This is a genomic window from Thermostichus sp. MS-CIW-15, assembly GCF_054060575.1.
This window is the reverse complement of sequence record NZ_JBSSDI010000011.1, coordinates 32,490-48,631: the sequence shown is the minus strand read 5'-3', so window position 1 is coordinate 48,631 and position 16,142 is coordinate 32,490. Positions and strand designations below refer to the sequence as shown.

The 16,142-nt window shown below is 61.5% G+C and carries 17 protein-coding genes; 10 read left to right on the top strand and 7 right to left on the bottom strand.

All coding sequences use genetic code 11. From position 1 onward, the window contains the following. The first annotated feature begins 39 nt into the window (after positions 1–39). Positions 40–615, top strand: a complete 576-nt coding sequence (locus ACVW0R_RS05795) for an NUDIX hydrolase (protein ID WP_011430949.1) — start codon at positions 40–42, stop codon at positions 613–615. An 85-nt stretch (positions 616–700) separates the two neighbouring features. Here the strand turns inward: ACVW0R_RS05795 and ACVW0R_RS05790 are convergent, their stop codons facing one another. After that, positions 701–1,747 (bottom strand): glucokinase, encoded by a 1,047-nt coding sequence (locus ACVW0R_RS05790; protein WP_011430947.1) that lies wholly within the window; start codon positions 1,745–1,747, stop codon positions 701–703. A gap of 138 nt (positions 1,748–1,885) precedes the next feature. On the opposite strand from ACVW0R_RS05790, the gene ACVW0R_RS05785 reads away from it, so the two are divergent. After that, entirely contained in the window at positions 1,886–2,632 is a 747-nt protein-coding gene (locus ACVW0R_RS05785; protein WP_099812964.1) for a DUF3120 domain-containing protein, read from the top strand. A gap of 188 nt (positions 2,633–2,820) precedes the next feature. On the opposite strand, the gene ACVW0R_RS05780 is transcribed toward ACVW0R_RS05785, so the two are convergent. The 4 genes from ACVW0R_RS05780 to glgP all read right to left on the bottom strand — a co-directional run bounded on the left by ACVW0R_RS05780 (position 2,821) and on the right by glgP (position 7,973). Further along, positions 2,821–3,462, bottom strand: a complete 642-nt coding sequence (locus ACVW0R_RS05780) for a hypothetical protein (protein WP_414348416.1) — start codon at positions 3,460–3,462, stop codon at positions 2,821–2,823. Between the two features lie 45 nt (positions 3,463–3,507). Then, complete coding sequence (gene ilvN, locus ACVW0R_RS05775) at positions 3,508–4,032, bottom strand: acetolactate synthase small subunit (RefSeq protein ID WP_011430944.1); 525 nt, start codon at positions 4,030–4,032, stop codon at positions 3,508–3,510. A 117-nt stretch (positions 4,033–4,149) separates the two neighbouring features. Further along, positions 4,150–5,211 carry a tetratricopeptide repeat protein gene (locus ACVW0R_RS05770; RefSeq protein ID WP_457501791.1) on the bottom strand — a complete coding sequence of 354 codons (1,062 nt, stop codon included), beginning with the start codon at positions 5,209–5,211 and terminating at the stop codon, positions 4,150–4,152. Positions 5,212–5,372: 161 nt separating this feature from the next. Next, positions 5,373–7,973, bottom strand: a complete 2,601-nt coding sequence (glgP, locus tag ACVW0R_RS05765; RefSeq protein ID WP_457501790.1) for an alpha-glucan family phosphorylase — start codon at positions 7,971–7,973, stop codon at positions 5,373–5,375. Positions 7,974–8,162: 189 nt separating this feature from the next. Here glgP and mnmE point away from each other — a divergent pair, with 189 nt between their 5' ends. The 4 genes from mnmE to gpmI all read left to right on the top strand — a co-directional run bounded on the left by mnmE (position 8,163) and on the right by gpmI (position 12,528). Next, complete coding sequence (gene mnmE, locus ACVW0R_RS05760; protein ID WP_099812969.1) at positions 8,163–9,542, top strand: tRNA uridine-5-carboxymethylaminomethyl(34) synthesis GTPase MnmE; 1,380 nt, start codon at positions 8,163–8,165, stop codon at positions 9,540–9,542. A 118-nt stretch (positions 9,543–9,660) separates the two neighbouring features. Continuing rightward, complete coding sequence (gene dps / locus ACVW0R_RS05755; RefSeq protein WP_011430939.1) at positions 9,661–10,161, top strand: DNA starvation/stationary phase protection protein Dps; 501 nt, start codon at positions 9,661–9,663, stop codon at positions 10,159–10,161. A 42-nt stretch (positions 10,162–10,203) separates the two neighbouring features. Then, the gene (locus ACVW0R_RS05750) at positions 10,204–10,728 is read left to right on the top strand and encodes a tetratricopeptide repeat protein (protein WP_011430938.1); all 525 of its coding nucleotides are present in this window, start codon (positions 10,204–10,206) and stop codon (positions 10,726–10,728) included. A gap of 207 nt (positions 10,729–10,935) precedes the next feature. Further along, on the top strand, positions 10,936–12,528 hold the full coding sequence (gene gpmI, locus ACVW0R_RS05745) for a 2,3-bisphosphoglycerate-independent phosphoglycerate mutase (protein WP_457501789.1): 1,593 nt from the start codon (positions 10,936–10,938) through the stop codon (positions 12,526–12,528). A 13-nt stretch (positions 12,529–12,541) separates the two neighbouring features. Here gpmI and ACVW0R_RS05740 read toward each other — a convergent pair whose 3' ends face one another. Both ACVW0R_RS05740 and ACVW0R_RS05735 read right to left on the bottom strand, forming a co-directional pair. After that, positions 12,542–12,856, bottom strand: coding sequence for a DUF7734 family protein (locus ACVW0R_RS05740; RefSeq protein WP_011430936.1), 315 nt, complete (start codon positions 12,854–12,856; stop codon positions 12,542–12,544). Continuing rightward, on the bottom strand, positions 12,853–13,440 hold the full coding sequence (locus ACVW0R_RS05735) for a DUF3177 family protein (protein WP_457501788.1): 588 nt from the start codon (positions 13,438–13,440) through the stop codon (positions 12,853–12,855). The genes ACVW0R_RS05740 and ACVW0R_RS05735 overlap by 4 nt, the downstream gene beginning before the upstream one ends. A gap of 345 nt (positions 13,441–13,785) precedes the next feature. Here ACVW0R_RS05735 and ACVW0R_RS05730 point away from each other — a divergent pair, with 345 nt between their 5' ends. The 4 genes from ACVW0R_RS05730 to ACVW0R_RS05715 all read left to right on the top strand — a co-directional run bounded on the left by ACVW0R_RS05730 (position 13,786) and on the right by ACVW0R_RS05715 (position 16,132). Beyond that, a complete protein-coding gene (locus ACVW0R_RS05730) occupies positions 13,786–14,337 on the top strand; it encodes an ATP synthase subunit I (protein WP_457501787.1) in 552 nt (183 codons plus the stop codon). A gap of 5 nt (positions 14,338–14,342) precedes the next feature. Continuing rightward, complete coding sequence (gene atpB / locus ACVW0R_RS05725) at positions 14,343–15,089, top strand: F0F1 ATP synthase subunit A (RefSeq protein ID WP_011430933.1); 747 nt, start codon at positions 14,343–14,345, stop codon at positions 15,087–15,089. A 229-nt stretch (positions 15,090–15,318) separates the two neighbouring features. Next, positions 15,319–15,564, top strand: coding sequence for an ATP synthase F0 subunit C (atpE, locus tag ACVW0R_RS05720; RefSeq protein ID WP_011430931.1), 246 nt, complete (start codon positions 15,319–15,321; stop codon positions 15,562–15,564). 94 nt (positions 15,565–15,658) lie between these two features. Then, a complete protein-coding gene (locus ACVW0R_RS05715) occupies positions 15,659–16,132 on the top strand; it encodes a F0F1 ATP synthase subunit B' (protein ID WP_011430930.1) in 474 nt (157 codons plus the stop codon). Positions 16,133–16,142 lie beyond the last annotated feature (10 nt).

The following is a 16,142-nucleotide window of genomic DNA, read 5'->3' as shown; positions in this document are numbered from 1 at the left end:
GATTAAGCTGAGGGGGGCCTTTCTCTGAGCAACCTTGCCATGCACACCCCATCGCAGATCCTTCGCGAGCGCCTGCGCTTTCAAGGCCACAAGTACACCTTTGTCAGCCAGCGCTTGCGCTTTCCCAACGGCACCGAAGGGGAGCGGGAGTACCTCCTCCACCCCGGCGGCGTGGTGGCCGTGCCGGTCACTGCCGAAGGCAAGTTCGTCTGCATTCGCCAATATCGCTTTGCCGTCGCCGCCTACCTCTACGAGTTTCCCGCCGGTACCGTCGAGCCAGGGGAACATCCTGATGAAACCATTCGCCGCGAGCTGGAAGAAGAAACCGGCCTGCGCGCCCACCGCTGGGATCCCCTCGGCCAATTTTATCTGTGCCCCGGCTATTCCAGCGAGATCATGTACGCCTACCTGGCGCGGGATCTGGAAGTGCTGGATGCTCCACCGGCCAAGGATGAAGATGAAGACATTGCGGTGGTGGAGCTTTCGCCTGCCGAACTGACAGAAATGGCCCGTTTTGGCCTGGATTTCGACAGCAAATCCATCACCTGCTTTTGGCGGGCCCAGTTGTTTTTGGCAGCGGAAAATGCGGCCTTTGCGAGCAGGAACAAGCCCTAGGCATGGCCATCCTGCGCCTTGCCCAGCCCCCCTCTCCCCCTGGGAGAAGGGAGCGGGGGATCCCTGCCGCCAACAGGCTTAACCTCTACAGCAAAGTGGCGGCATAGTGGGCAGCCCCTATCAAGCCCACCTGGGCGTTCACCACCACCTGCACTGACAGTTGCTCCAGCAGAGTGCGCATCCGTCCCTTATCCAAAAAGGAGGGCAAAAACTCTCCCTCCCGCAACAGGCGCAGGAGCTTGGGCGCGATCCCGCCGGCGATGAACAGGCCCCCACGGGGCAGCAGGTGCAGGGCAAAATTGCCGACAGCGGCCCCATACAAGCTGGTAAACAGCCGCAAACACTCCACCGCCAAGGGATCCCGTCCCTCCAGGGCGGCATTGGCAATTTGGGCGGCTGGGTCGACGGGGCTGGCTCCCCTTTCCCAGGCGGCAATTTGGGCCAGCAACTGCTCCTCTCCCTGGCCCCAGCGGCTATCCCGCAGAAATTGATAGATGGCCACGATCCCCTGCCCCGAGACCACCCGCTCGGTGGAGACGCGCCCATGTCGTTGTTGCAGATACCGCAGCAGCTCCCATTCCAAAGGGGTCCGTGGAGAAAAATCCACATGCCCCCCCTCGCTGGCATGAACCTGGTAGCCGCCTTCTCCCCAGGTGAGGTAGGCCTGCCCCAGCCCTGTGCCCGCCCCGATGACGCCGATGGGCGCCTGGGGCTGCCGCTCTCCTGTCTGCAGCGTTTCCAGATCCTGATCTCGCAGGGCCAGCACCCCATAGCCTACGGCGCTGAAGTCGTTGATCAACGCTAGGCGGGGGATCCCCAGCTCCGCCGCCAACTGGCTTGAGTGCAGGCTCCAGGGCAGGTTGGTGATTTTGGCCCTCTGTCCCCCGGCTCCTGGACTGCTTTTTTCTTCCACTACGGGGCCGGCCACAGCAAAGCAGGCGGCAACCGGTTGGGGATCTCGCCCCAGCTCCTGCCGTGCCTGGGCCAGAAACTCCAGCACCACCGGGGTGAGGTTGGGATAGCTCTGGCTGGCGTAGCGGCAGTGGTAGAGGCTGTGATCGGGATCTTGGGCATTGAAGAGGCTGAGGCTGGTCTTGGTGCCCCCGATATCTCCCGCCAACAGCAACTCCATAGTGTTTTCCGGGCAGCGCGTTATTCTCACCCTGACATTTTCGGCAGTACCCTGGCAACGCCGGCCCCTCTCGGCCGGGGCGGGAAAGGGCAGGGAAGATGCTATGTTAACTGATGTAAAAGTTTCTAAGATTGCGTTTTGTTTCCTACCTCTTGTTCGCCGCCTCTCCAAGAAGAGCCTTCCCTGGCCTCCCAGGGCCCAGTCGGACGGGAGATTCCCCGTTCTTCTCTGCGAAGGCGGTTTCCCTCTCACCACGCCATCGGGGGAGCGGCGGCTGTGCTGGTGTGCCTACCCGTTTTTGTGGCAGCGCCCCTGGTGCGCTATAGCCCTTGGCTGAGCTTGGCGATGACTCTAGGCTGGCTGGGCCTTAGCTGGCGGCTCTACTCGCGGCCCCGCACCCGCATCTGGGGGGATCTGCTCTACGGCTTCACGCTGACTTGGCTGGCAGGATCCTTCTACTGGGGCTGGCTGCGCTGGGAGCCCCTCTGGCACATGCCGGTGGAAGCTCTGGGGATCCCGATGGTCTGGTGGGGGGCACGGCAACGCTTTGCCCGCATCGGCACCTGGTTCTATCTCGGCTCCTTGTGGGGCACAGCGGTTACAGATCTTTACATTTACTCGGTGGGGCTGTTGCCGGAGTGGCGGCAGGCGATGCGGTTTGACCGGCTGGATCAGGCAACCGTCCCGTTTATGGCTGCGCTCGACAAAATGGCCGCCCCTTGGGGGGTAGCTTGGGGCATCGGCTTAAGCCTTCTGCTCCTTGGGGTTGGCCTGTGGGTCATTCAGGGATCCCGTCGCTTGCACCACTGGGCCTTTGCCGGAGCAGTGCTGAATACCCTGTTGGTGGATGGGCTCTTTCTGTGGGGGGCGGCCTTGCTTCGCTGAGCCAACCACCTCTGCGGTGCTGACCCAGAAAATGGCGGCGCAAGGGACAACATTGAGGCCTGCAGAGGAGCCTGCCTACCGTTGTTTGGAGTTTCTACGTAGCGCTTTGTTGTGGCCAGGTAGCCGCGAAGGATCTCTTCCTCCCCAGGGAAGGTAGCTGACTTCTCCGGTGGGAGCAGTCCTCCAGCCTAGGAAAGAGTTCTCTGGCTTACCCCTGGGCGAAAGCCAGCTATAGGGGCGGGGAGAGCGTCAAGGTCAGTCGGGTGTCGGTACGCCTGTTCGGCAGGAGGCAGCTCCGGCAGCGGTGCCGGCTGGGGGAAAAAGTCGATGACCTCCCAGCTCTTGGCATCGGGAGAGGGATGGGCCAGTAGCCACCGTTCGGGCAGGGTTTTGGGCTGCGCTCCCCCAGGGGAAGGGGAACTTTGCGCCTTCTGGTGGGCCAGGGTGAGCTGGAAGGGATCCCCCTTGCGGCGGTAGGGGCGGCGGGATCCCGGTGGCTTGACAATTACGGTATAGGTGCCGCTGAGGTGGTGGCCTTCCAGTTTCTCTCCTGAGGCCAACAGCAGGGGTTCACGGCGATCCTGACGAATTTGGACATCCTGCACTTCCAAACGGCCTGCTAAGCGGTCGCTGCCCACCAGCGAGGCAACCGGCTCAGCCGGGTGGGAGATCTGGTAGGCCAGAGCCTGCTGCACAACCGACTTGGGAGGTCGGGGGCCACAGCCCCCCAGTAACCCCAACAGCCCAATGGCCAGGAGGCTCATCAGGCAACGCAGGCTATTGCGCAGGGCCTGCCCCCTATGGCGCCGGCTTCTCTCCGGTTTTGCCATGGCCTCCTCCCTAAGCAATCTCTGTTGGCATCGTGGCCAAGCCCCTCAGACGACTGCCACGGTGGGGTGCTGCTTCAAGTACTCGGTATTGACTCCCGACTCGCGGGTGAGAGCTACCAGGCCGGTGCGGGCAATCTCCCGAATGCCGAAGCTGGTTAACATCTTGATGATGGCCACCATTTTGCCCGGATCCCCTGTCACTTCCAAAGTTAAAGACTCTTCCGCCACATCCACAATCCGGGCACGGAACATCTGCGCCACGTCCATGATGGCCGAGCGAGTTTCGATGCTGGCGTTGACCTTGACGAGCATCAGCTCCCGTTCTACACAGGGGACATGGGTAATGTCGGTTACTTTCAGCACGTCGATCAGCTTGTAGAGCTGCTTGGTCATCTGCTCCACATCGTGCTCATCCCCCTGCACCACCATGGTGATGCGGGAGATGCCAGGCCGCTCGGTGGGGCCAACGGTGAGGCTGTCGATGTTGAAGCCCCGGCGGGCAAACATGCCAGCGATGCGGGTTAAGACCCCGGGCTGATCCTGCACAAGAGCGCTGAGGGTGTGTTTCACGGCAGCCACAGAAGGAGGTGGGAAAAATCCAACTGCAGATCAGGGGAATTGAGATGGCGATAAGCAAATTTTACGCCAGTTTCGCGGCAATGTTCTGAGGGGATCCCTTCGACCTCGCTAGCCAAAGGCTCCGGGATCTCCGTCCAAATCCTGGAGCTGCCGCAAAGATCGATGCGCCTGTTCCTGCAAAACTAGGTTGTGGTGTTGGCGGCTGACCTGCAAAGCGGCTTGCCAACTGGAAATAGCCGTTGCCCTATCTCCCATATTTCCGTAAGCCAGCCCCCGACCGTACAAGCCGTACTCGTCGGTGGGATCCCCGAGGTTGCCGTCGGCTTCCAAGCGAAAGGCCTGGTCGTAATTGTCGAGGGCAGCTTTGATCTCCCCCAGCTCGTAGAGAAGATTGCCCCTGATGTAGAGAACGTGGGGTTGGCAGGGTTCTGCCTCGAGGCTGCGGCTGAGGTCGGCAATGGCCTCGTTATAGCAATCGGCCCAAGCATAGGCAACGCCCCGCCCATAGTGGTGGGCCGGACAGGGATCCCAGCGGATGGCCTGGGACCAATCGGCCACAGCCGCCTCCCATTCTCCCAGGTAGCCGTACACCGTAGCGCGGCAGGCATAGGCAGGCGCCGAGGTGGGATCCCGACAAATGGCCTCGTCCAGGTGAGCTAGAGCTGAAGGCAGGGATCCCTGTTGCCTGAGCAGGTTGGCCAAGCGGAGGTGGTGGGGGGCGCTGGGATGCCGGCGTACTACCTCGGCAAGCTCGGCTATTGCCCCCTGCAAATCCCCCTGCAACTGAAGAAGGAGGCCGCGGTAGAGATAGGACTCTGGCCGGCGCGGGGCCAACCGGGTGGCTTGGTCGAAGTCCGCCAGCGCCTGGGGAAGTTGGCCGAGTTCGAGGTAAACCTGGCCGCGCAGAAGGTGGGCGTTGGTCAGACAGGGATCCTGCTGCAGCGCCAGGTTGAGCTGCTCGACAGCCCCTATCAGATCCCGGTTCAGCCACCGTTCGCGACCCCGGTTGTAAGCCAAGATGGCGGGGCGGGTGAAGGCTGAAATGGCTGCCGCACTGGCCAGACCCATCACTGCCGAGAGGCGATCCTGCCGCCAACTGGCCAAGCCCCCCAACAGCAGGGCAGCCGTGAGCAACAGGCGCAAACCGGCCGAGTCGTGGGCTTTGAGCATGGCATCAACCCGGAGCTGGTTTCTCTGATTCTGCCTGATTGGGCAGCGAGAAACACCCATCCGCACGAATTTGGGGAGTCTCTCTTGTTCAGGCTGGATCCGCATAGGAAGGGGATCCCTGCTGTTCCCCTTCCTTCTCCCTTTTGGGTGGAACGGACATTCTAGGCCCAGAGCATCAGCCGCAGCTCATAGGGATCGTGCATGTCAGGATGAAAGGGCAGCAGGCGGATGGCCAGCCCCTGCAAGCCGCTGGCCTCGTAGCGAATCTGGCCGGAGAAGATGGCCCGATCCTCCACCGTCTCCACGTAGCGCAGGGGGGTTGCTTGGCCGTTCCGGATCTGGCCGTTGTCGTCCACCGGCCCCTGGTAGGCCTGGACGATGACATCCTGGGGTTGCAGGGATCCCAGCCGCACCTCAACGGTCACCGTGAGGGGATCGCGGGCCATCACCACTTGGTCGTTTTGCGCCGAGGGGAGGCCGGCGGCGGAAGCTTTCTTGGGGGGTTCGACCTGGACATTGACAACCCGAATGTTGTACCAGTTCTCCTGCAGATGGCTGCGCCAGCGGGTAAACTGGCGAGCCGACTCGAAGTTATCGCGGCGCATGCGGTCGAAGTAGTTGCTGAGGGGAATGTAGGCCCGCTCGGCATACTCCAGTACCATGCGCTGGGTGCTAAAGCGGGGGCAGTTGAGCTGAATGGCCTGCTTCATGCGCCGAATCCAGGCGTGGGGCAGGCCATCGCTACCGCGCTGGTAAAACAGAGGGGCAACCTCCTGTTCCAGCAGGTCGTAGAGGGCGTTGGACTCCACCTCGTCTTGGTAGGCGCGATCCTCGTATTCCTCGCCGCGGCCAATGGGCCAGCCGGTCTGGTAGTAATCGGCCTCATCCCACCAGCCATCCAAAATGCTCAGGTTCTGTCGGCCGTTGGCCGCCGCCTTCATGCCACTGGTGCCGCTGGCCTCGCGGGGGCGCAGGGGGGTGTTTAGCCACACATCCACCCCGGCTACCAGCAGGCTGGTGATGTACATGTCGTAGTCTTCGATAAACACCAGCCGCTGGCGAAACTCCGGCTGGCGCGACACTTGCACAATTTGCCGGATCAGCTCCTTGCCGGGGTTGTCGCGAGGGTGGGCTTTGCCGGCAAAGATAAACTGCATCGGGTAGCGGGGATGGTTGAGCAAGGCTTTGAGCCGTTCCAGGTTGTGAAACAAGAGGGTGGCCCGCTTGTAGGTGGCAAAGCGGCGGGCAAAGCCAATGGTGAGCACTTCCGGGTTGAGGGCTTCAGAGGCCCACTGAATTTCCACCGCTGAGGCCGCCCGCTTTTGCAGTTGCTCCACCAGGCGCTCGCGAACGAAGTTGATCAGGCGCGAGCGGCTGCGCTCGTGGGCCCGCCACAGCTCCCCATCCGGGATCCGATCCACTTTCTGCCACAGGGGATCCGAGGGGGGAGCCTCCGCCCAATCCGGCCCCAGGTAGCGATCGTAGAGGGCCTGGTTCTCTTCCCCCACCCAGGTGCGGGCATGCACCCCGTTGGTGATGGAGGTAATCGGCACTTCCTCCAGCGGGATCTCGGGCCAGAGGCGGCTGAACATCTTGCGCGAGACCGACCCGTGCAGCTTGCTGACGCCGTTGACAAACGAGGCCATGTTGATGGCCAGCACTGCCATGCTGAAGGGGGATTGAAAGTCGCCGGTGTTTTCGCGGCCCAGGGCCAAAAAGCGCTCCCGGCTCAGGCCCATCTGGCTGTAGTAGAAGCCGAGGTAGTAGTCGATTTTGTCGGGCGGGAACAGGTCGATCCCGGCAGGTACCGGCGTGTGGGTGGTAAACATCTGGCTGGACTTGGCCACCTGCCAGGCTTCTTCAAAGCTCAACCCCTGCTCCACCATCAACAGGCGGATGCGCTCCACCGCCAAAAAAGCCGAGTGCCCCTCGTTCATGTGGTAGACGGTGGGATGGATGCCGAGGGCGCGCAAAGCCCGCACGCCGCCGATCCCCAACATGATCTCCTGGTGGATGCGCACATCCTGGTCGCCGCCGTACAGCTCATCGGTGATGTCCTGGTCGTACTGGCTGTTGGGCTCGATGTTGGTGTCCAGCAGGTAGAGGGGCACCCGCCCCACCATCGCCTTCCAAATGCGGGCAAACACCTTGCGTTTGGGGTAGTCCACCTCGATGCGAATCTCGCGGCCCTCCGCATCTCTTTGCAGCTCCAGGGGCATATTGAAAAAATCGTTAACGGGATAGCGCTCCTGCTGCCAGCCGTCGGGGTTGAGGTACTGGCGAAAATACCCCTTCTGGTAGAGCAGGCCCACCCCCACCAGCGGCAGGCCCAGGTCGCTGGCCGCCTTGAGGTGATCCCCGGCCAAGACCCCCAGGCCTCCTGAGTAGAGGGGCAAACAATCTGCCAGACCAAACTCGGCTGAAAAATAGGCGTAGCACTCCCCTTCCACCGCTTGGGCCGAGCGATACTTGCGATACCAGGTGTCTTCCTGCAGGTAGCTCTGGAGCTGTTGGCTGGCCCGCTCCAGGTGGGCCAAAAAACCAGGATCCTCCGCCAGCTCGTCCAGCCGCTCCTGCCGAATCTGCCCCAACAAAGCCACCGGATTGTGGCCACAGGCATCCCACAGATCTGGATCCATGCGCCGAAACAGGCTGCGGGTTTCCACGTTCCAACTAAAATGCAGGTTATAGGCCAACAAGCGCAGACTTTCCAGAGCAGCCGGCAGGTAGGGAGTGACCTTGAACGTGCGTAACGGCTTCATAAGTATCCGGGACGAGCGTGAGTTGCCACTGTCAGGCTACCCCGGCCTTCACCGGGTCGCACGGCTTTTTATAGCTTTTTCCGACTTCGGGGAGGCGCGCCAATAGGCGCAAGAGACCTCTGCAGGGGATCGGGGAAAGCCGATGGGGAATCCAACAGTTGCGACAATTCAAGCCGGGCTTTGTCGAGGATGGATCTGACTGCGCCCCTGGCCGATACCATTGCTGCCATTGCCACGGCAGTGGTGCCCGAACAGGGCAGCATTGGCATTGTACGCCTCTCCGGTTCGCGGGCTTTGGCCATTGCCCAGGCTATCTTTACTCCCGCCCGCCGCAACGCAGTCTGGGAAAGCCATCGCCTCCTCTACGGCTGGATCCACGACGAGAAGGGCCGGCGGTTGGACGAGGCCCTGGCCGTCTGGATGCAGGCTCCCCGCTCCTACACCCGCGAGGACGTAGTGGAGCTGCACTGCCACGGCGGCATCATGGTGGTTCAGGCCACGCTGCAGCAGTGCCTGCGCCAGGGGGCACGGCTGGCGCAGCCGGGGGAGTTCAGCCTGCGCGCTTTCTTGAACGGCCGCATCGACCTCACCCAGGCCGAAAGCGTGGCCGATCTGGTGGCGGCCCGCTCCCCGCAGGCGGCCCAAATGGCCCTGGCGGGGCTGCAGGGCAAGTTGGGGCAGTCCATCCGCGCCCTGCGCCAGGAGCTGCTGGGTTTATTGGCCGAGATCGAAGCCCGCCTCGACTTTGAAGAGGATCTGCCCCCCCTGGACGTCCCCGCTTGGCAGGCCCGGCTGCAAGCCATCCAGGCCCAGATGCAGGCCCTGCTGGCCACCGCCGAGCGGGGGCAATTGCTGCGCACCGGGGTCAAGGTGGCCATCGTCGGGCGGCCCAATGTGGGCAAGTCCAGCCTGCTCAACGCCTGGTCAGGCCAGGATCGCGCCATCGTCACCGACCTGCCCGGCACCACCCGCGACGTGGTGGAATCCCAGTTGGTGGTCAGAGGGATCCCCGTCCAGCTCCTGGATACCGCCGGCATTCGCGCCACCGACGATCCGGTGGAACGGCTAGGGGTGGAGCGCTCCCAACGGCTGGCTCAAGCTGCCGATGTGCTGGTGCTGGTCATCGACGCCCAGGCCGGCTGGACGGATGCCGACGCCGCCATCTACGCGTCCATCCGCCACCGCCCCCTCATCCTGGTGATCAACAAAACCGACCTCGCCCCCGCCGACAAGATCCGCCTCCCGCCCGAGATCGCCTACCGCGTCCCCGCCGTCGCCGCCCAAGGCCAAGGGATCCCGGAGCTGGAAGAGGCCTTGGAGCAGCTTGTGACTCAGGGGCGGCCCCAGCCCAACCTGGAGGTGAGCCTCAACCAACGCCAGGCCGCCGCCCTCCGCCAGGCCCAAGCCAGCCTGGAACAAGTCGTTCAGGCTATGCAGGCGCAGCTCCCCCTCGATTTTTGGACCATCGACCTGCGCGGCGCCCTGCACGCCCTTGGCCAAATCACCGGCGAGGAGATCTCCGAAGCGGTGCTGGATCAGATCTTCAGCCGCTTCTGCATCGGCAAGTAAGCGCTTGCTAACTCATACTCATTCCGAGTTTGTGTTAGTATGGACTCAGTCGGGAATCAGCAGGCCCCAGAGCCGAGGCGGATCCCAGATAATGGAAACACAACTTAGGAGGTTGGCTATGGTTACCGCCGCAAAAACCCGTCTCTACCCCACCCAGATCGACTTGCCGGCGGAGGCCCGCGCGCAACTGGTGGAGCTGCTCAACCAGTCCTTGGCGGACACGCTGGATTTGAAAACTCAGGTGAAGCAGGCCCACTGGAACGTCAAAGGCATGAACTTCATCGCCCTGCACGAGATGTTCGACACCTTTGCCGGCACTCTGGAGAACTACGTGGACATGCTGGCGGAGCGGGTTACAGCTTTGGGGGGCATTGCCCGCGGCACGGCCCGCATCGTCGCCCAAACCTCAGCCTTGCCGGAGTACGACCTGACGGCTGAAGACGGCCGGGCTCACCTGCAGGCTTTGGCGGCCCGCTACGGCCAGTATGCCGCTTCGGTGCGCCGCAACATCGACCGCAGTACCGAACTGGGGGACGCCGATACCGCCGACCTGTTTACCGAGATCTCGCGCCAGATCGACAAAGATCTTTGGTTGATCGAGGCTCACCTGCAGGCGTAACGCTGGCAAGGCAAATCTGAAGAGGCAAGCGGGATAGGCAAAATGGGCGTCAACGCTCCCCTCCTGTACCTGGTGGCTTTGGCCGGTATCCTCAGCGTGGTGGGCTACTTCGTCCTGCGCGAGGTGCTGCGGATACGGGCCCAGGAAAGAGTCATCCGGCAGCTCCAGCCCCGCCTGAGCAAAGGCAAGGGATCCCCGCAGGAGCACTACGAGTTGGGCAGCGTCTATCTGCAAAAGCGCCTCTACGACCAGGCCATCGTCCAGCTTAAAAAAGCTCTAGAGGTGGCTGGGGAGAACATTCCCCCCGTCTGCAACGCCCTCGGCTTTGCCTACTTCAGCCAGGGGCAATACGACTTGGCCATCCGCTACTACAAAGACGCGGTGGCAGCGGATCCCGGCTATGTAACCGCTTGGAACAATCTGGCCCATGCCTACGAGAAGAAAAATCTCTACGGCCCTGGCCTCGAGGCCTACGAGACGGTGCTGCAACTGGATCCGAAGAATGCCATTGCCAAGCGCCGCGCCGAGTCCCTGCGCAAACGTTTGCGGCCCAGCCCCCGCGGCTGACCGTGTTTTATCTGGGTAGATGTCTGCGCAGATATGTATAAATACTTATGGCAGCTCGCCTATCGATTGGCGGTAGCTGCTCAATCCCGACTATTGGAGTTGCTTCTTTTCCCCTCACAAGAAAGGTGAAATCTTGAGAGGGAATGGAGGATTCGGTATCGTATTGCCTGGGCTGGTATTATGTCTTAAAAAACGAGAGGCCATTTCATGGATGCACAATCGGTGGCACCTGTGGTTCTGGTAATCCTGGATGGCTGGGGTTATCGCGAAGCTCCTGAGGGCAATGCGGTGCTGGTCGCCCGAACCCCTGTCGTGGACAGCCTATGGGCTACCTACCCCCATACCCTGCTGCAAGCTTCGGGGCGAGCCGTGGGCCTGCCGTCAGGGCAAATGGGCAACTCAGAAGTGGGCCACCTGACCCTGGGGGCGGGGCGGGTGGTGCCGCAGGAGTTGGTGCGTATCAGCGACGCCATCGAGACGGGATCCCTTTTTCACGAGCCCCTCTTGGTGGAGGTTTGTCATCGGCTCAAGGAGCAGGGGGGCCGTTTTCATTTCATTGGCCTCTGCTCTGAGGGGGGGGTTCACTCCCACATCGACCATCTCTACGGCTTGCTGAAGCTGGCAGCCCAGGCGGGGATCCCTGCCTATGTCCACGCCATCACCGATGGCCGCGATACCTTGCCCCGCGATGGAGCCAGGGTTCTGGCCGCTCTGGAAAAAGAGCTGCAATGGCTGGGCAGCGGCGTCATCGCCACCCTGAGCGGCCGCTACTACGCCATGGATCGGGATCGCCGTTGGGAGCGCACCCAGAAGGCCTACGAGATCCTGACGGAAGACGGCCCTGGCTGTGGCCGCAGCGCCGCCGAGGTGATGGAAGACTTTTACGCCCAGGATATTACCGACGAGTTTATTCCCCCCACTCGCTTGGCTCCGGGGGCGGTGCAGTCGGGAGATGCGGTCATCTTCTTCAATTTCCGCCCGGATCGCGCCCGCCAGCTTACCCAAGCTTTTGTCTGTCCCGACTTTTCCGGTTTTCAGCGCCGTCTGATTCCGGATCTCACCTTCATCACCATGACCCAGTACGATCCGACCTTGCCGGTGCAGGTGCTTTTTAAGCCGCAGAACCTGGATCACCTGCTGGGCCAAGTGGTGAGCGAGGCCGGCCTCAAGCAATTGCGCATTGCCGAGACGGAAAAGTACGCCCACGTCACCTACTTTTTTAACGGCGGCATTGAGCAGCCCTTTCCCGGCGAAGATCGCATCTTGGTGCAAAGCCCGCTGGTGGCCACCTACGACCAAATGCCGGAGATGTCAGCGGTGGAGGTGACCGACAAAGCCATCGAAGCTATCGCCCGCCGCGAATACAGCCTGGTGGTGCTCAACTACGCCAACCCCGACATGGTGGGCCACACCGGCAACTTCAAGGCCACGGTGCGGGCGCTGGAGACGGTGGATCGCTGCCTGGGCCGTCTGCTGGCGGCGGTGGTGGACGTGGGGGGAACCACCTTAATCGTGGCGGATCACGGCAACGCCGAGCAGATGTGGGACGAGCAGGGCAACCCTTGGACGGCCCACACCACCAACCCCGTGCCCTGCATCCTGGTGGAGGGGGAAAGGCGCAAGATCCCTGGTCGCGGTGGCGATGTCAAGCTGCGCTCTGGCGGCACCCTGGCCGATGTCGGCCCCACCCTGCTCGAGATCCTAGGCCTGCCTCAGCCCCCCGAGATGACAGGGCAATCTCTTCTGCAGCCGGCAGAATACACCATCCTGCAGCGCCAGCCCAGTCCAGTGGGGCGCTGAGACCGGGAATTGCTCACTCGGCCACGGGGATCCCTTCTTGGATTAGCCAAGCCCTCACCTCCTCCCAGCTGCGGTAGAGAGCTAAAACCTGGGAGTGCTCAGGGTGATAAGGGGCACTAAGGCGCTCTAACTGTAAGAAGCGAGCCTGAGGAGGGATCACCGGCACCTCTGGATCGGGGGGAGTGGGCCGGCGCAGGGAGCTGCTATAGCCGCGGTAGATGAGCACCAAATCCGTTTCCCCCTCGCTTTCCACCTCTACCCGCAGCACCTCCTGGGGGTGGGCTTGGCTGTAGCGCTCTAGAGCCAGCGGCCAGGGCAGGGCGCTCATGCTGCCAACTCCCTTTTCTCGGTAGGGGGCCGCAGCCGCCAAACGAAATAGACGCTGTAGAGTAGGTAAACTACCAAGCCCCAGGCCCCTAGGCTCCCGAGCAGCTCGGGGGGTACATTGGGATGGAAGATCTCCCGAAAGCCCAGCGGCGGCTCAAACCAGGCTCGACACTGCAGCGACAAAGAAGCCTGGAAGGCGCAGGGCACAAAGGCTCCTGAAAAGAAGAACCCGACCCCCATATAGCCAGTCAGGATCCACCGCCAGAGCAAGAAAGCCCGCGCTGCCCAGCTTCTCGACTGCTCGAGGGCGGTGCTCCAATCCCGCCAGAACCAAAGGCTGAGCGGGATCAAAAGCCGTGCTATTGCCCCGCTCAAGAAACTGATGGGCAGACCGCCGATCATCAAATACACCGTCACCGCCAATAGGCTGGATACCCGCCAGTAGACGATCAAGAGCTGAATCAGAGGACGCAACCCCACCGCAAAGGCCCAAATTAGGAGAGCCAACGGCAGCACCACCGTCAGCGCTACAGCCAAGCTGTAGTCCACCCAGATCGCCTTGACCAGCCAACTCACTGGGATCATCCTCGCCCTTTCTTCTCACTGCCCCATAGTATATAGAGCAACAGAATCGGCGGGATCCACCTCAAAACAACAGGAGGTAACAGAAGATTGCAGCTTCTCAGCCACCCCAGGCAAAACTTTACATCCGCGGTCTTTCAGAAAGTTTTCCATTTTTGCCGTTGCCGATCCACGAAGGTGGTAAATTCTTAGAGGAACATCTCCGTCTGTCGAAGGGCTAGTCGTCTTTCGAGGCGATAGTTGCAAGGTTCCATCCCGCCCTGGCCTCGCCCAACTCGTTAAGTATTGTTACTTAGTCGTGTTATTTTGGGTTAAGGCCAGATCCTCAGAGGTGGTGACCTCATTCCCATGGCACGTTCTTCCCGACTCCTCTCCCACAGTCCTGCCCGTTGGAAGGCGACCCCGTGGAAGCCTAAGCCTTTGCCGCCCCTGGAGGAGGCGGCGCCTCTGCCACAGCAGGAGGCGGGTCTGGGCTGCCAGAGTGCGTTGCAGCCGTCGCTTGCCCCGGGCAAAGCGGATTTGCGGGAGAAGGCGACAACGGCTGGCAGGAGCTATGAAGCACTGCAGCTATGGTTGGTGCTGGTCACCTTGGGGGTGAGCCTGGCCATTGCGGTGGGGGTGGCTTTGGTTTACTCGCCGGCGGTGGCTGCCAATTATTTGCTGGGGGCAATCGTCGGCGTAGTCTATCTGCGCATGCTGGGCCGCGGCGTCGCGGAACTGGGCAAAAGTCGCAGCCGACTGGGGGTAACGCGTTTGGCTTTGTTTGTCGGGCTAATCGTCCTGGCCACCCAGGTGAAGTCTTTGCAGATTTTGCCCATTTTCTTGGGGTTCATGACCTACAAGGTCACCCTGCTGATTTATCTTGTTCAGACCTTGACCCGTTTATCTTCTTCTGCGTGATGCTCATGAACCTGTTCTTCTCCGCTCCTCCTCTGGTAGCAGAACTTGAGGTTGGTCATCACCTTTACTGGCACCTGGGCAAATTTACGGTTCACGGGCAAGTTTTGATTGCCAGTTGGATTGCCATCGCCCTGATCTTGACCGTGGTGCTGTTGGGGACTCGTCAACTGCAGCGGGAGCCCGCTGGTCTGCAAAACTTTATCGAGTACACCCTGGAGTTTGTCCAAAGCATTGCCCGTGCCCAGATTGGTGAGAAAAACTTCCGGCCCTGGGTGCCCTACGTTGGCACCTTGTTCCTGTTTATTTTTGTCTCCAACTGGATGGGCAATCTCTTCCCCTGGAAGTTGATTCCCCTGCCGGAAGGAGAGCTGGCCTCTCCCACCAACGACATCAACACCACCGCCGGCTTGGCGCTGCTCACCAGCGTCATGTATTTCGTGGCCGGTATCAGCAAGCGAGGGCTGTCTTACTTTAAGAAGTACATCGAGCCCACGCCAGTTCTGTTGCCCATCAACGTCCTGGAAGACTTCACCAAGCCCCTCTCCCTGAGTTTCCGTCTGTTCGGCAACATCTTGGCAGAAGAGCTGGTGATTGCGGTGTTGGTGTTGCTGGTGCCGTTGTTGATCCCGGTGCCGGTGATGATCCTATTTCTGTTTACGGGGGCCATTCAGGCTTTGATCTTCTCCACCCTCTCGGCCGCTTACATTGGAGAGGCGCTGGAAGGTCATGGGGGTGGGGATCACCACGATTGACCTGCGGAGGGAAGGTGGGGACTTCTACCCAGTTCAACGCCCCCTCTCCTTCAAAGGTCGTCGCAAGGGATCCCTTCTCTGGTAAGGTTTGTTGGGGCCGAGGGCTTGAGCCTGGAGGCCGCCGACAAAGAGGCGATCGGCTCGACTACTCCGGTCAGATCACCTCAAGCTCAAGACGCTGTTGCGTTCGTGTCAACATCTGTTTTGTAACGACAAGGAGCATCTTGCTATGGATCCGTTAACCTCTGCTGCTTCTGTGTTGTCTGCCGCTCTGGCAATTGGCCTGGGATCCCTGGGCCCGGGTCTGGGCCAGGGGAATGCTGCTGCCGCTGCCATGGAGGGGCTGGCCCGTCAGCCGGAAGCAGAAGACAAAATCCGCGGCAACCTGTTGGTTAGCCTGGCCTTCATGGAAGCCCTGACCATCTATGGCCTGGTGGTGGCGCTGGTGCTCTTGTTCGCCAACCCCTTCGCCTGATGTCTCTGGGGGCGGCCCGGATCAATAGCTCTGTTGCGCCGGTTCGCCCCCTGCCTTGTTCGATGTTGGATCCCGTTTCTGTTGGTGCGGCCCCATGATCTGTTCAACCCTGTTGGCCGTTGAAGCTGCCGAGAAAAATGGCCTCTTCGATCTCGACGCCACCTTGCCCATCATTGCCGTCCAATTTCTGTTGCTGGTGGCCGTGCTCAACTCCCTCTTCTACGAGCCGGTTACTCGGGTTATCGACAGCCGCAACGACTACATCCGCACCACCCAGGCGGAGGCCCAGGAGCGGCTGGACAAGGCGATGGCCCTGACCCGCCAGTACGAGGCTGAGATCGGCCAGGCCCGCCTCCAGGCGCAGCAGGTGATCGCCGAGGCGGAAGCGGCTGCGGCCCGTATCCGTTCGGAGAAGCTGGCGGCGGCCCAGGCGGAGATCCAAGCTAAGCTGGAGGCGGCGCGGCGGCAAATCGAGCAGGAAAAGCAGACGGCGCTCGAACAACTGCAGCAGCAAGTGGATGCCATTGCCGCCCAGATCACCGAGAAGCTGTTGGGCAGCGCCCGTTAAGTGGCCAGTT